This window comes from Streptosporangium sp. NPDC000239 (genome assembly GCF_040300765.1).
GTDB lineage: Bacteria > Actinomycetota > Actinomycetes > Streptosporangiales > Streptosporangiaceae > Streptosporangium.
This window is the reverse complement of the sequence record NZ_JBEPEI010000008.1, coordinates 11,704-25,832: the sequence shown is the minus strand read 5'-3', so window position 1 is coordinate 25,832 and position 14,129 is coordinate 11,704. Positions and strand designations below refer to the sequence as shown.

The 14,129-nt window shown below is 71.7% G+C and carries 17 protein-coding genes; 7 read left to right on the top strand and 10 right to left on the bottom strand.

The window, feature by feature from the left end:
* Positions 1-250 precede the first annotated feature (250 nt).
* Complete coding sequence (locus tag ABT340_RS20945; protein ID WP_352012456.1) at positions 251-1,102, top strand: alpha/beta fold hydrolase; 852 nt, start codon at positions 251-253, stop codon at positions 1,100-1,102.
* Positions 1,103-1,211: 109 nt separating this feature from the next.
* A complete protein-coding gene (locus ABT340_RS20940) occupies positions 1,212-2,201 on the top strand; it encodes an NADPH:quinone reductase (protein ID WP_352012455.1) in 990 nt (329 codons plus the stop codon).
* Positions 2,202-2,210: 9 nt separating this feature from the next.
* On the opposite strand, the gene ABT340_RS20935 is transcribed toward ABT340_RS20940, so the two are convergent.
* Complete coding sequence (locus ABT340_RS20935; protein ID WP_352012454.1) at positions 2,211-3,236, bottom strand: glycoside hydrolase family 113 protein; 1,026 nt, start codon at positions 3,234-3,236, stop codon at positions 2,211-2,213.
* A gap of 116 nt (positions 3,237-3,352) precedes the next feature.
* Between ABT340_RS20935 and ABT340_RS20930 the strand changes: the two genes are divergently transcribed.
* The gene (locus ABT340_RS20930; RefSeq protein ID WP_352012453.1) at positions 3,353-3,970 is read left to right on the top strand and encodes a TetR/AcrR family transcriptional regulator; all 618 of its coding nucleotides are present in this window, start codon (positions 3,353-3,355) and stop codon (positions 3,968-3,970) included.
* A gap of 19 nt (positions 3,971-3,989) precedes the next feature.
* Here the strand turns inward: ABT340_RS20930 and ABT340_RS20925 are convergent, their stop codons facing one another.
* Entirely contained in the window at positions 3,990-4,733 is a 744-nt protein-coding gene (locus ABT340_RS20925) for a helix-turn-helix transcriptional regulator (RefSeq protein WP_352012452.1), read from the bottom strand.
* Positions 4,734-4,850: 117 nt separating this feature from the next.
* On the opposite strand from ABT340_RS20925, the gene ABT340_RS20920 reads away from it, so the two are divergent.
* The 3 genes from ABT340_RS20920 (at position 4,851) to ABT340_RS20910 (ending at position 6,332) form a co-directional block, all read left to right on the top strand.
* A complete protein-coding gene (locus ABT340_RS20920; protein WP_352012451.1) occupies positions 4,851-5,375 on the top strand; it encodes a DUF2231 domain-containing protein in 525 nt (174 codons plus the stop codon).
* 57 nt (positions 5,376-5,432) lie between these two features.
* On the top strand, positions 5,433-5,858 hold the full coding sequence (locus ABT340_RS20915; protein ID WP_352012450.1) for a hypothetical protein: 426 nt from the start codon (positions 5,433-5,435) through the stop codon (positions 5,856-5,858).
* 117 nt (positions 5,859-5,975) lie between these two features.
* Positions 5,976-6,332 carry an arsenate reductase family protein gene (locus ABT340_RS20910; protein ID WP_352012449.1) on the top strand — a complete coding sequence of 119 codons (357 nt, stop codon included), beginning with the start codon at positions 5,976-5,978 and terminating at the stop codon, positions 6,330-6,332.
* Between the two features lie 77 nt (positions 6,333-6,409).
* Here the strand turns inward: ABT340_RS20910 and ABT340_RS20905 are convergent, their stop codons facing one another.
* A complete protein-coding gene (locus tag ABT340_RS20905; RefSeq protein ID WP_352012448.1) occupies positions 6,410-6,880 on the bottom strand; it encodes a pyridoxamine 5'-phosphate oxidase family protein in 471 nt (156 codons plus the stop codon).
* Complete coding sequence (locus ABT340_RS20900; RefSeq protein WP_352012447.1) at positions 6,877-8,211, bottom strand: MFS transporter; 1,335 nt, start codon at positions 8,209-8,211, stop codon at positions 6,877-6,879. The genes ABT340_RS20905 and ABT340_RS20900 overlap by 4 nt, the downstream gene beginning before the upstream one ends.
* A gap of 97 nt (positions 8,212-8,308) precedes the next feature.
* Here ABT340_RS20900 and ABT340_RS20895 point away from each other — a divergent pair, with 97 nt between their 5' ends.
* Entirely contained in the window at positions 8,309-8,740 is a 432-nt protein-coding gene (locus ABT340_RS20895) for a winged helix-turn-helix transcriptional regulator (protein ID WP_352012446.1), read from the top strand.
* A 175-nt stretch (positions 8,741-8,915) separates the two neighbouring features.
* On the opposite strand, the gene ABT340_RS20890 is transcribed toward ABT340_RS20895, so the two are convergent.
* The 6 genes from ABT340_RS20890 to ABT340_RS20865 all read right to left on the bottom strand — a co-directional run bounded on the left by ABT340_RS20890 (position 8,916) and on the right by ABT340_RS20865 (position 13,922).
* Entirely contained in the window at positions 8,916-9,221 is a 306-nt protein-coding gene (locus tag ABT340_RS20890; RefSeq protein ID WP_352012445.1) for a hypothetical protein, read from the bottom strand.
* A gap of 187 nt (positions 9,222-9,408) precedes the next feature.
* Entirely contained in the window at positions 9,409-10,245 is an 837-nt protein-coding gene (locus ABT340_RS20885) for an NAD(P)H-binding protein (protein WP_352012444.1), read from the bottom strand.
* Positions 10,242-11,144, bottom strand: a complete 903-nt coding sequence (locus ABT340_RS20880) for an NAD(P)H-binding protein (protein WP_352012443.1) — start codon at positions 11,142-11,144, stop codon at positions 10,242-10,244. Before ABT340_RS20880 ends, ABT340_RS20885 begins: the two co-directional genes overlap by 4 nt.
* A gap of 233 nt (positions 11,145-11,377) precedes the next feature.
* Positions 11,378-12,019: a response regulator gene (locus ABT340_RS20875; protein WP_352012442.1), complete on the bottom strand. Its 642-nt coding sequence runs from the start codon at positions 12,017-12,019 to the stop codon at positions 11,378-11,380.
* Entirely contained in the window at positions 12,016-13,128 is a 1,113-nt protein-coding gene (locus tag ABT340_RS20870) for a sensor histidine kinase (RefSeq protein ID WP_352012441.1), read from the bottom strand. Before ABT340_RS20870 ends, ABT340_RS20875 begins: the two co-directional genes overlap by 4 nt.
* Positions 13,128-13,922 carry a hypothetical protein gene (locus ABT340_RS20865; RefSeq protein ID WP_352012440.1) on the bottom strand — a complete coding sequence of 265 codons (795 nt, stop codon included), beginning with the start codon at positions 13,920-13,922 and terminating at the stop codon, positions 13,128-13,130. Before ABT340_RS20865 ends, ABT340_RS20870 begins: the two co-directional genes overlap by 1 nt.
* Between the last annotated feature and the right edge of the window lie 207 nt (positions 13,923-14,129).

The window sequence follows — 14,129 nt, the reverse complement described above, 5'->3', positions numbered from 1 at the left end:
AGACTTCCGGCCTCCCTTGCCTCCTGCTTCCTGGGCGGCGACCGGCCTGCTCGACTCCCTAATATTCCCTATTCTTCCCTCAAAGAGGGGTGTTAAGGTAATTTTAGGGAATCGCGATTCCCCTCTTCGTTCGGATGCGCGAGCACCCGGCGGGGCGGGGACGGCGCATCGACGAAGGAGAGGGTCACATGAAGGTCATCGTCGCGGGCGGCGGGCGGACTCCGAGGCACACCGGCGCGGTGGTCGGGCCATGACCGCCATCTACCGGACCGAGGACGGCGGCCGGCGCATCCGCGAACGGTACGTCCAGACCCTGCGTACCTGGCCCGTTCCTTACGAGCACCGGAGGGTCCCGACCCGCGAGGGAGAGACCTTCGTCGTGGTCTCCGGCCCCGAGGACGCGCCGCCGCTGGTGCTGTTGCACGGCTCGGGCACCAACGCGGCGATGTGGGTCGCGGAGGTGGCCTCCTGGGCCGGACACTTCCGCGTCCACGCCGTCGACATGATCGGTGAGCCCGGCCTGAGCGCCCCCTCCCGCCCTCCGCTTGACTCCGAGGCGTACGCCCTCTGGCTGGACGACGTCCTGCGGGAACTCGGGGTGTCGAGGGCGTCCGTGGTCGGTGCCTCGCTCGGTGGCTGGCTGGCGCTGGACTACGCCACCCGCCGCCCGGACCGGGTGGAGTGCCTGGCTCTGCTGTGCCCCGCCGGAATCGGCAGGCAGAAGTGGGGCTGGGTGCCGAAGGCCGTACTGCTGAACCGGTTCGGTCTGTGGGGACAGCGCAAAACGCTTGAGACGGTCGCGGGGCTCGACATGCCGGGTTCCGAGGAGTTCCTTGAGGGGATGGCCCTCACCTTCCGGCAGTTCCTCCCCCGTAAGCGGTTGCCGGTCTTCTCCGACGACACCCTGCGGAAGCTGACCATGCCCGTGCTGGCCGTCGTCGGTGACCGTGACGCCATGCTCGACTCGCAGGACACCGTCCGGCGCCTGAACGAGACCGTCCCGCACGCGACGGTTCGCCTGCTGCCGGGGGTCGGGCACTCCGTCGTCGGCCAGAGCGAGGTCGTCCTCGCCCATCTGCGGCGGACGTCCGCCACGCAGTGAGCTCCTCACGGTGAGATCGAGACGACGGGCGTGTCGGTCCTTCTGTACGGCCGTGCCGCTCGGGAGCGTTTACGGCACCCGAGGACCACGAACACGACGGAGCGCACCGATGTCCCTGCCCACGCACATGTACGCCGCCCACGTCACGGGCCCCGGTCCCGCCGAGGCCATCCGCTACGGCCGGATACCGGTGCCGGGCATCGGCCCCACCGACGTCCTGGTGCGGGTGCGCATGGTCGCCGCCGACCCGGTGGACATCTTCGTGCGCTCGGGCGCCTACCCCACGCCCATGCCGTCGCCGTTCGTGATCGGCCGGGACCTGGTCGGTGAGGTGGCCGCCGTGGGACCCGGCGCGACCGGCTTCTCCCCGGGGCTGCCGGTGTGGTGCAACAGCCTGGGGCACGCCGGCAGGCAGGGCTCCTTCGCCGAGTACGCCGTGGTCGCCGCCGACCGGCTGTACCCGGTTCCGCCGGGCGTCGACGAGGCCGACCTGGTCGCCGCCGCCCACCCGGCGGCGACCGCGTGGCTGGCCCTGTTCCGGCACGGGCGGTTGCGGGCAGGGGAGAACGTCCACGTCGGAGGCGGGGCGGGCAACGTCGGGTCCGCCGCGGTCGCCCTGGCCGTGGCGGCGGGGGCGCGCGTGGTCGCCACCGCGCGTCCGGAGGACTTCGCCTCCGTCCGCGCGCTGGGCGCCGCCGAGGTCCTCGACTACCGCGACCCCGACCTGGCCGACGGCCTGCGTACGGCCGCGCCCGGCGGCTACCGCGTGTGGGTGGACACCTCGGGGCGCGGGGACCTGGCCGCCAGGGTCGGTCTTCTCGCCCACGGCGGGCGGCTGGTGGTGATGGCCGGGCTGCACGCCACCCCGGCGCTGCCGCTCGGCTCCCTCTACACCCGGGACGCCTCCGTCGTGGGGTTCGCGATCAGCAACGCCTCCGTCGCCGATCTCGCCGACGCGGCCGGCGGCGTCGCCTTCCTGCTGCGCGAGACCCGGTGGCGTCCCCGCGTCGCCGGGCGGCTCCCGCTGTCGCAGGCCGCCCAGGCACACCGCAGGCTGGAGACGGGAGACGTCAACGGCAGGCTCGTGCTCTCCCCGTAGAGGCGGTGGTCACCGGGCCGCGGGTTCCGGCGAGGAGCGGTAGTAAGCGGCGATGGAGTGGAAGGCGGCCTTGGGCTCCCACGGTCTCTGCGGGTCCTCGTGGACCTTGACGACGCCGTAGCTGGCCAGGTCCAGGTCGTCGCGGGGGTCGCCGCCGGGGCGGTACAGGTGGTCGTAGAGCGCGAAGGTGAACACGAAGGCGCTGTCGACGCCTCCGGCGTCGAAGACCTCAAGCAGTTCACGCACGTACGCGGCCTGTCCGGCCTCGTCACGTTCGTACTCGCCGTTCAGCCGGACGGGCGCGCGGGTGGCCGGGTCGTACTCGACGACCTCCAGGCCGAGGGCTCCCCTGTCCCCCGCCCCCCGGTAGCTCGCCGCGCCGAACTCGGTGATCGCGACCGGCTTGCCCTGCGCGACGAGTCCGTGGACACCGGCGGCGAACCGGTCGGCGATCTCAGCCGACCGGTAGAGGTCCACGGACATGATGTCGAAGGGCTCCCAGTTGACGCGTTCGAGCGGCACGGAGGCGTAGGTCACCTTTCCGCCGAAGCGTTCGCGGACGAGCGCCACCGCTTCGGCGAGGAAGTCGTTGACCCGTGCGCCGACCGTGCCGATCTGTTCACGCACCTGGTCCGGCCTGCTCAGCAGCCCGACTCGCTCGTCGATGCTGTCACCGGGCAGGAATCCCTTGTTCATCAGGCAGAGTTCGGCGCCGGTGACGAACACGACCTCGGCTCCCCTCAGCCGGAGCCGCTCCGCGCGCTCGGCGCAGTCGGCGAACAGCGACAACATCTCGCCGGCGGTCAGTTCGAGCGGGTACGGGGAGAACCAGACTTCGAGGCCGAGGTCGGCGGCGCACTCCGCGGCGAGTTCGATCCGTTCGGGGTCGCCGCCCATGACGCGGACCGCGGTGCAGTTCAGGTCGTCGCGGATGGCGCGCATGTCACGTCTGACGTTCTCCGCGGCGAACCGCCGGTGACCGATCGTTCCGTTGACGACGAAGCCGGTGTCATAGCTGATGCCCTTGGCGCGCACGTGCTGTGCCTTTCTCTGGAGGGAGTTTTAAGGTACTCCAAGTACCCTATTTGTGCGAGGGGGGGGACGGCAACAAGGATGGGAGGGCACGGCCGGTATCGACTACGGGAAGAGCCATGACAGAGGACGCGGCAGGCAGTCCGGCGGGACGTACCAGGAGGCGTGGGGCCGCCCTGGAGGAGGCGATCCTGAGCGCCGCGGCCGACGAACTGGCCGAGGCCGGATACGCCGGGCTGACCATGGACAGGGTCGCCGCGCGAGCCGGGACCAACAAGAACGCCATCTACCGTCGCTGGCCGAACCGCCTCGCGCTCGGCGTCGCCGCCTACCGGCGGCTGACCACGACGATCTCCCCCGACGACACCGGCGACCTGCGGGGCGACGTCCTGGCACTGCTCCGCCAGGCCAACCGCTACTGGAGCTCCCCGCAGGGCGCGATCCTGCGCGAGCTGTTCGCCGCGGCCGGAGGGACCTCGGAACTCCTGGAACAGTTGCAGGACCGGTCCGGTGACGACGCCGCGGCCCCGTGGCTGACCGTCCTGGAACGCGCGCTCGCGCGCGGCGAGGTGGCCCCCGAGGCGCTCACTCCACGGGTCGCCACCGTGGCCATGGTCCTGCTGCGCAACGAGTTCGTCGTGCGCGGGGTCCCCACCGCTCCCGACGACGTCCTCGTCGAGATCGTCGACGAGGTCTACCTCCCCCTGGTACGGCGGCGCGCCCCGGCCCGGAACTGACCTCGCGCCCGCCCGGGTGTCAGCCGGCCTTGGGCGGGTCCTGCGGCTGCGCGTGCTGCAGCTGGACACAGCATTCGCCGGAGCGCGGAGCGAGAACCGCCTGAACGGCTCCGGCCTGCAGCCCTTGCAGGTATCCGGTGAGGAAGGCGTGGTTCATGCCGCAGACGAGGTCGGGGGCCTGGGCGGCGAGGGGGTGGAAGGGGCAGTTGCGCAGCCGCAGCCGGTCGGGGGCCTCGCGGGCAGGCTCGAAGCCGTGCTGGTTGAGCATCTGCTCGCACAGGGTCAGGCCGCGTTCGGCGCCGAGCCTGCCAGGCCGCAGGCGCGCGCGGTCCTGGCCGCCGAGTTCGTCGCCGTGCTGCCTGGCGGTGCGTATGGCGGCGTTCGCGGCGGTCTCGTTCTCGCCTTCGGCCAGGACGGCCCGGAGGAGGAGAGCGGCCAGCAGTTCGTGGCGGCGGTCGGGAATGCTGACCTGGATGGGGCTGTCGGTCGGCTCGTAGAGCTTGGGCTGCCGTCCGACCTTGCGCAGGCCGGTCGGCGACGCATGCCGGGTGCGGAGCAGCCCGGCGTCGACCAGCTTGTCCAGGTGGAACGCGGCGAGCTTGCGGGAGATGCCGACGTCGGCGGCGGTCTCCTCGCGTGTGACGGGCCGGCGGGCACGGCGGATGAAGGCGAAGATCTGCCGCCGGGTGCCTTCGCCGAGCACGCTGAGGGAGTCGAGCGCGGCGTCCGCCGGAGAGGCCGGCTGGCTCATGTCAGAGGTCACACCTTCACGATAACGCCAGCATGCGCTGTCGGATGATGGGTGGAGGCCTTTCTCATCGGCATCGCTTGACCGCCACCCCTAATAAGACCAAAATCCATTGGTGAAAAGGAGGTGGTCATGACAACCCGGCCACACCAGGCCAAGCAGCCGGTCAGCGCCGCGCTCGCCGGCCCGTACGGACACCCGTTCCACCCCATGCTGGTCACGATCCCGATCGGTGCCTGGGCGGCCGGCCTGGCCTTCGACATCGCCTCACGGTTCGTGGCGGATCCGCGCTTCCTGTCCCAGGGAGCGATGTGGCTGATCGCGATCGGGGTGGTCGGCGCCCTGGGCGCGGCCATGGCCGGATTCCTGGACCTGTTCGCCATCCCCACGGGCACCCGCGCGTTCCGGCTGGCGCTGATCCACATGACGCTGAACCTGCTGGCGACCGTCGCCTACCTCGGCAATTTCCTGTGGCGGTACTCCGAGGCCGTCACCGGCGGCGTCCCCGCCGGGCCGCTGGCCCTCAACGCCGCCTCCTTCCTGACCTTGGCGGTGGCGGGATGGCTGGGCGGCAGGCTCTCCTACCGCTACGGCGTCCGGGTGGCCGACGAGGCGACACAGGCCGAGGGGTTCGCACCCGCGGGCCGTACCCACTGACAGCATCGGTCGCCGCACGGTCCCCGGGGCGGCCACCATGAGCAATCTGGAGTTTTCATGAACATCGCCGCACTGGTCACCTGGGTGGTCACCGCGCTCGGCGGCTTCCACATGCTCGGCACCTGGCTCTCACGCGGCGGTGCCCGCGGCGGTAGCCACTTGCCGGTCCCGGTGATCTTCGGCCATTTCGCGCTGGCCGCCGTCGGCCTGGTCGTCTGGGTCGTCTACCTCATCGCCGACCTGAACGCGCTGGCCTGGATCGCCTTCGTCCTGCTGGTACCCGTCGCCCTGCTCGGGTTCGTCATGCTGGCCCGGTGGATCCCGGTGTACCGGGCCCGTGCCACCACCGTCCCGTCGGCGGGTGAGCGCACCGCCCCCGCCGAGCGGCACTTCCCGGTCGTCGTGGTCGCCGCGCACGGGTTGTTCGCCGTCGTGACCGTGCTTCTCGTCCTGCTCTCCGCCCTGGGCGTCGGCGGCGGCTGACGGAGGCCTCGCCCTCCTCGGCGCCCCGCGCGCCGAGGCCCGCTCGCGTCGCCGGTTCCCCGCCCTGACCGCCCTGCCCGGATGGCCGGCACGCCCGCAGCTGGAAGGATCACCATCGTGGAAATCTGGATCAACCCCGCGTGCAGCAAATGCGCCTCCGCTCTTTCACTGCTCGACGAGGCGGGCGCCGCCTACACCGTGCGGCGCTACCTGGAGGAGCCGCCCACCGCCCAGGAGATCGAAGACGTGCTGCGACGTCTCGGCATGCAGCCCTGGGACATCGCCCGTCTCGCCGAACCCGCGGCGGCCGAACTGGGCCTCACCACGTGGCCACGCGACGAGAGCCACCGCCCCCGGTGGATCGCGGCGCTGGCCGCTCACCCGATCCTGATCCAGCGGCCCATCATCACCGCGGACGACGGAACGGCGGTGGTCGGCCGCACACCCGAATCCGTGCGGTCCCTCCTGCCGTGACGGCCGGTCCCGCACCACGGCGTTCAGGGGTGGGGCCTTCGCCGACGTCGGCGAAGGCCCCACCCCTGTAGCCCGCGTCATACCGGAGGCGTCCAGATGCGGCTGCGCAGATCCGTGCCGCGGATCACCTGGATACGCCAGGGTTCGAGGCGCAGGACGTGCAGCCTGGGGTCGGCGGGTGACTTCCAGAAGGCCCCGAGGTCGTATCCGGCCCCGCGCGGGCTGGTCGCCCGGTAGAGGTCCCAGACGTGGCGCTTGGTCTCCAGGTCGTCGTCCCAGGTGGCCGTGGCCTCGATGGCGACCGAGCTGTTGCCGGGCTTCCAGTAGGAGAAGGAGGTGTGCGGGTTGCCCGCCAGGTGGGCCGCCTTGACCGGGGTCTTGTAGGTGGCCAGCCACCCGCGCGGCTTACCGTCCACGTTCTCCCAGATGGGAATGAGGATGCGCGTGCGGGGGCGGTTCCCGGAGTCGACGGTGACCATCGTGGCGTACCGGATGGCACCGATGTAGGCGTTGAACTCGCTCTCGATCTCGGCGAAGGACGTGGTCATCGGAGGGACTCCTTCCGCAGGCCGTACGCGCTGAAGGCGGCGGCGAGGACGGCGGCGACGATGGGGACGGACAGGGCGGCGCGGTAGGCGCCGAGCGGATCACCTTCGCCGGCGGCGACGATGACGGCGGTGCTGGCGGCGAGCCCGAGGGCCGCGCCGAACTGGAAGGACGTGTACAGCAGGCCGCCGGCCAGCCCCTGCTCGCTCTCGTCGACACCCTCGGTGGCGACGATGGTCAGCGGCCCGTAGGCCAGGGCGAAGGACAGGCCGAGGATGAGCATGGTGGGGAACATCGCCAGGTAGACGGTGTCCGTCCCGATCGGCAAGAACAACACGTAGGACAGGACGGCCAGCAGCAGCCCGCCCAGGATGACCTTGGCGTTGCCGAACCGGGTGACCAGCCGAGGGGTGAGGGTCGGGGCGAGGATGGCGTCCGCGCCGATGGCGAGCATGGCCAGGCTGGTCTGCATCGAGCTCCAGCCGCGCAGTTCCTGCAGGTAGAGCACGGCGATGAACTGGAAACCGAAGAAGGCGGCGGCGAACAGCAGGCCCGCAAGGTTGGCCCGGACCAGCGATCCGGAGCGCAGGATGCCGAGCCGCAGGAGCGGAGCCGGGGACTTCCGTTCGATCAGGACGAACAGCACCAGGAGAGCGAGTCCGGCCAGGAGGATGGCGGCGGTCAGACCGGCGCTCACGTGGGCGGCCCGCTCGATGCCCAGCACCAGCAGCATGATCGCGCCGGTGATGGTGACCGCGCCCGGCACGTCCACCCGCCGGTCCGTGGCCTGCTCCGCCGGGGTCGTGGGAATCAGCCGTACGGCCAGCACGAGGATGACCAGGGCGAGCACCGCGGGCACGAACAGCACCAGCCGCCAGTTCACCTCGGCCAGCAGGCCGCCGAGCACCAGCCCGAGCGAGAAGCCACCCGCCGCCGTACCGGAGTAGACGAGCAGCGCCTGGTTGCGCTGGGGACCCTCCTCGAAGCTGGTCGTGATGATCGACAGCCCGGCGGGGGTCATGACGGCGGCCGCGACGCCGGCCACGAACCGGGCCGCGATCAGCACCCCGCCGCTGTCGGCGACGCCCCCCAGGGCCGAGACGACCAGGAAGACCCCGAGCCAGGCCAGGAACATCCGGCGGCGGCCGAACAGGTCGGCCGCACGGCCGCCGACCAGCATGAACCCGCCGTAGCCCAGGACGTAGGCGCTGATGACCCACTGGAGTTCGCCGGTGGACAGGCCGAGTTCGGCCCGGATCGCCGGCAGCGCCACGTTGAGCATGGCGACGTTGATGCCCTCCAGGAAGATCGCTCCGCAAAGAACGAACAACATCCCCCAGGTCCGGGGGGATCTCACGATGGTAGACACAGTGACTTCTCCCGTGGTTCTCTTTAGTAACGAAGGAATCTTGCGTCACCGTGGGGGAACTATGGAAGACGGCACTTCAAAGGCACTGAGTTACTGCACGGGAACCGATGCCGACCAGGCAAGACAGTGGGACGTCCGGGCGGACTGCGACGTACGGAACATCCTCGACCGTGTCGCCGACAAGTGGTCGCTGCTGGTGATCGCCCTTCTTGACCGCCAGACGATGCGCTTCTCCGAGTTGCGCCGCACCGTTGACGGCGTGAGTCAGCGCATGCTCACCGTCACGTTGCGGAACCTGGAGAGGGACGGGCTGGTCAAGCGGACCGTCTATCCCGTGGTGCCGCCTCGGGTCGAGTACGAGCTGACCCCGCTCGGCATCTCTCTCCACGAGGTGATCAAAACGCTGGTGATCTGGACGGAGGACCACCAGCAGGAGATCTCCGACGCCCGCTCCGAATTCGACCAGCGGGAGCTTGAGGCGGCCGTCCCGTAGCCGTGTCGCCGCGTTGTCGCCGCGCGGCTTCCGCGTGCTCCGCGGTGGGGCGCCGTGAACGAACGCGGCCCCCGCCGGCCGGAGCCGGAACGGGGGCCGTGCGGTCCGGCGAGGCCGTCCCGCGCGGGCGAGGGGGTGCGCCTGGCCGCGCGGGACGAACGACGCCTGGAACGTTCTAAGCCGGTCGGCAACCGGCCGCGACGACGCCGTCGGGCAGCTGCGCGCGGCCACCGGCCTGGCAGTGGAACCTCACCGGCGCCTGGCGGGCGACCACCAGCGACTCGCCCTGGAACTCACCCTCGGTGGCCGCTCCGTTGGAGGCGACGCAGTTGCCGTGCCCCAGCACGACCGCACCGGGCAGGACCTGGTCGCAGGTGTAGGTGGGGGTGGCGTCGGCCTGGGCGGGGGCCGCGACGGCCAGGGCGCCGGCGACCGAGACGGCGGCGAAGGCGATGGTGAGCAGGTGGCTGGAGAAACGCATGGGGGTGGTGTCCTTTCTGAGATAGGAGAGACAACCACCCGTTATGTTACCGACGGTAGTCGGGTGACTATCTAGCGTTACAGCTGGGTTGATGTAACCTTCGCTCCCCACTTCGGGTGCCCTTTTCGTAAGCCCCGCGGCCCATGCCGAACCCGGGGAGGGGGCCCGGCCCCTCCCCGGACGGTGACTATCTGAAGGCCGTCACGTGATCGGCGGCCCACTCGTCGAAGGTCCGGGCCGGGCGGCCCGTGAGACGCGGGACGAGCGTCGCCCACTCCTCGTTGAGCGGGGCGGGATCACGTGCCGACTCGGCCCATATCCCGAACAGCCAGTCCACCACGGTGGCCGGATAGCCGTGCCGAACCCACTGCTCCCGCGCCGTCACCGGGTCCTGCTCCTCGAAGCGCACCCGTTCGCCGAGAGCCCGCCCGATCGCCTCGGCCTGCTCGGCGACGGTGAGCGACCGCGGTCCGGCGAAGGTGTAGGTACGGCCCGCGTGACCCTCCCCGAGGAGGACCGCCGCGGCGACGGCGGCCACGTCCGCCTCGTGGATCGGCTGGGTCACCGCCCCGCCGTACGGACGGCGCACGACCCGCTCCGCGCGGATCGACGGCGCCCAGTCCAGCCAGTTGCGCGCGAACTCCCCCGGCCGGATGTGCGTCCACTCCAGACCGGACTCCTCGACGGCGCGCTCGACCACCTGGTAGCCGTCCGCGAACATCGCGTCGTCGGCCAGGGCACCCGACAGGTTCACGATCCGCCGCACCCCGGACTCGGCCGCCAGCGCGACGACCTCGGAGATCGCCTGTGGCACGGGAAACAGATAGAGCCGTTCCACGCCGGTCAGCGCCTCCCGCAGCGACTCGGGACGCTCCAGGTCCCCTTCGAACACCTCGACCCCGCCGGGCAGGCCGGCGGTGGCGGAACGCCGGGTCAGGGCCCGTACGGCGTGGCCGGACCTCAGCAACTCCGTGACGACGCACCGGCCCACCTCCCCGGTCGCCCCGGTCACCAGGATCGTCATGCCGCCTCCCCCGTGAAGTCCGCCGCGTGGTCCCGGGCCCACCTGGCGAAGGTGCGCGGTGGACGGCCGGTTATCTCCTCGTACGTGCCGGTCGGCGCCAACGCGCCGGTGCCCTCGACGGCGGCGGCCAGCAACTCGACCAGCCAGTCGGCCATCTCCGGTGGGCAGCCCTCCGCGAGCCACCGGACGCGGGCCTGTGACGGGGTCAGTTCCTCGAAGCGCACCCGCGCGCCGATGGCGGCGCCGATCGCCGACACCTGCTCGGCCTGGGTGACCTTGGCCGGGCCCGTGACGGTGTACGCCGCGCCGAGATGCTCGTCGGTCAGCAGCGCGGCCACCGCGACCTCGGCCACGTCCGCCTCGTGGACCAGCGGATACCCCGAGGCGGGGTACGGCTCGCGCACCGTCCGCTCGGCGCGGATCGAACCCGCCCAGCCGAGGGCGCGCGCGGCGAGCAGACCCGGGCGGACGTGGGTCCACTCCCTGCCGGTGGCCTCGACCGCCGTCTCAAGGCCGCGATGGGCCCGGCGTTCCTCCTCCAGGTGACGGCCCAGCGCGCTCGGATCGTCGGACGGGGCGAACCCGGCCGCGGCGGCCGAGTGCACCACGAACCTGCGCACCCCCGCCGCCACGGCCTCCTCCGTGAATCCGGGCCCGGCGGACCCCGGCTCCTGATAGGCGTACGGGAACAGATAGACCCGTTCGACCGCCTTCAGCGCCCGCGGCCAGGTGTCCGGCCGGGTGAAGTCCCCGTGGACCAGTTCGACCCCCTCGGGAAGCCGCGTCCTGGCCGCCCGCGGGTCGCGGACCATGGCGCGTACCCGCTGGCCCGCGCCCACCAGCCCCCGCACCACATGGCGGCCGATGTTGCCGGTCGCCCCCGTCACTAAAATCGTCACGTTGCTCCTCTGAACTCCGGATGGGCAATGGGGGCCGCCGCGTCCGTTGCCGTGGTTTCGCGGCGGCGCCCCGGCCCCGGGATGGTAGGCCGGTTCCCGAGGAGCTCGCATATGGATCGTTCCAGGGCGTCACGGCGGAGCGCCGCCTGAGAACCGCGTGACCACCGGAAACGGTGCTCGACGGGCCCTCAGGCTTCCCCGCCCGCCGGGTCGTCTCGCGCGGGAACGCGGGCTCAGGAACGGTTGTTCAGGCCGTGTTCGTACGCCCAGATGACGGCCTGGACCCGGTCGCGCAGCCCGAGCTTGCCCAGGATGCGGCCGACGTGGGTCTTGACGGTGCCCTCGGCGAGGAACAGCGATCCCGCTATCTCGGCGTTCGTCTCGCCCCAGGCGATGTGCCGCAACACCTCGCGTTCGCGTTCCGTCAGCGGGTCCGGCGTGACGTCCGGCAGGCGCCGCGCGACGTGGTCGAGCAGACGCCGCGTCGTGGACGGCGCGATCACCGCGTCCCCACGGTGGACGGTCCGCACCGCGGACAGCAACTCGTCGGCGGGGGCGTCCTTGAGCAGGAAACCCGACGCTCCGGCCCGCAGCGCCGCGAAGGCGTATTCGTCCAGGTCGAAGGTGGTCAGGACGATCACCCTCGGCCCTTCGTCCGTCATCGGCAGCCGCCTGATCGCCTCGACCCCGTCCATGCGCGGCATCCGCACGTCCATGAGCACCACGTCCGCCGTCACCGCGCGCAGCCCCGCCAGGGCCTCCGCCCCGTCGCGGGCCTGCCCCACCACGCGCATGTCCTCCTGCGCGTCGATCACCATCGCCGTGCCGGTACGCACCAGATCCTGGTCGTCGACGACGTAGACCCGAATCGTCATGCCCGATACGGCAGGCGCGCCTCGACGACGAACCCGCCCGCCTCCCCCGTCCGGATCTCCAGGGTTCCGCCCACGGCGCCCACCCGCTCCCGCATTCCCGTCAACCCGTTCCCCGTCCCTGTCGCCCCCGCCGGGGGCTTGCCGTCGTCGCTGACGGTGAGGCGCAGGTCGTCCTGTGCCCACTCCAGCATGACCGTGCCGCGGGCACCGGGGCCCGCGTGCTTGAGCGTGTTGGTCAGCGCCTCCTGAACCGTCCGGTAGACGACGAGTTCCACGCCCGGTCCGAGAGGGCGGACCGTGCCCCCCACGATCTCGGTCACGGGAAGCCCCGCCCCCCTGGTGCGCTCCAGCAGTTCCGGCAGGTCGGCCAGTCCCGGTGACGGCCGCGCCCCGCCGGGTACGGCGCGCAGCACGCCGACGGCGGCCCGCATGTCCGTGAGCGCCGTGCGCCCGGTGTCCTCGATCGTGGCCAGGATCTCCGCCGCGCGCGCGGGCGCGAACCGGCCGCCCCTGGCCTGGGCGACGATGACCGCCAGCGCGTGCGCGACCACGTCGTGCATCTCCCTGGCGATCCTGGCCCGTTCCGCCGCGGTCGCCCGCGCGGCGGCGTCACGGGCCCGCTCCCGCAGCAGGTCGACGTAGGCGAGCTGGGTCCGCCGGTACAGACCGAACCCCCACGCCGAGACCACCACCGCGGCCAGCAGCCCGAACAGCAGCCACGGGTTCGGTCCCAGGGCCGCGGCGGCCACGCTGGAGTCGGTCGCGAACCTGGCCGCCGCCACCCCGGCCCCCGCCATGCCCACGGCCAGCGGAGGGCGGCGCCGGTCGTACGCGGCGCAGGAGTAGACCATGAACGGGAAGACCAACGCCGACGGCAGCACGAGGAACAGCCCGGTCACGGCGACCTGGACGGCGAAGGCGGCGGCGACCACGAGGAACGCCCAGTATGCCCGGCGGTACGCGACGGCCACGTGCGCCACCAGGCATGCCGCCACGAGCAGGCCCGCGCGCGCTCCCGGCACCGAGAGCACCGCGACCACCACCGACAGCGAGAACAACGGCACCCCGGCGACGAAGGCCGACACCATGTCCGCGCGCCGTGGCGTCATCACACCGTCGCCCGCTGGTAGGCCAGCGTGGCCCCGCCGACCGCCAGCCCGAACAGCAGCCAGCTCCCGTACACCAGCCCGACCGTCACCACGGCCGAGGGATCGGCCAGCGGTACGGGCCCCCGCGTGAGGCCGAGCAGCTGCGACAGCGTACCGAAAACGGACATGGTTCCCATGGTGGTCAACATAGCGGCGCCCGTCCAACCGCCCGCCAGCACCAGCCGCCTCGGCAGCCACCGCCCCCACCGCTGGACCAGCGCCAGGGAACCGGCCGCCCCGACGACCAGCATGATCAGCTCGCCGTACGGCAGGCCCTCGTCGTACCCCGTGGGACGCAGCAACGTGCCGCCGAACGACCAGTACAGCTTGGCCGTCGGATAGACGAACCCGACCGCGAAGGCGCTGTACCCGAGCCACGACCCGCCGGGCACCCGGATGTGACGCAGGACCAGCGCCCCCAGCAGCGCGCATCCCGCCAGGCTGAGCCCGCGCAGCGCCATCCCGGGCCAGTCGACCCGCGCGAACTCCCCCGCCGGGATGCCCGTGACGGCGAAGAACGCGCGGAACGCGTCAAGCACGATGCCGCCCGCCGACCACAGCAGCAGGACGGCGGGCAGCAACCCCGCGGCGTGCGGTCGCACCACGAACACCGCGCCCAGCACGGCGGCCGATACGGTCACCCAGTGGGGAGCGAAGCCCGTGGTGTAGGGAAGCGCCGGCAGCGGCACGAGGGCGAGCGCGGCGGTCAGCGCGAGGACGATCAGCGCCGAGATCTGCATTCGTTGGAGTCGCATGACGTCAACGATTCCGGCCGAGGCCCGCGGGCCGCGTCTCCGTCAGGTCCGGACGAGATCTGACCTGAGAGGTATTGACACGGCCCGCACCCGGCGGGTCAGTGCGTCCATGAGAGATCGGCCCGGTGCTCGGCCGCTCTCTCATGGAGACCCCGGCCACCGCGAAAAGGAATCGGTCAGGTCTGAAACATGCCGGTACCCGGTGCT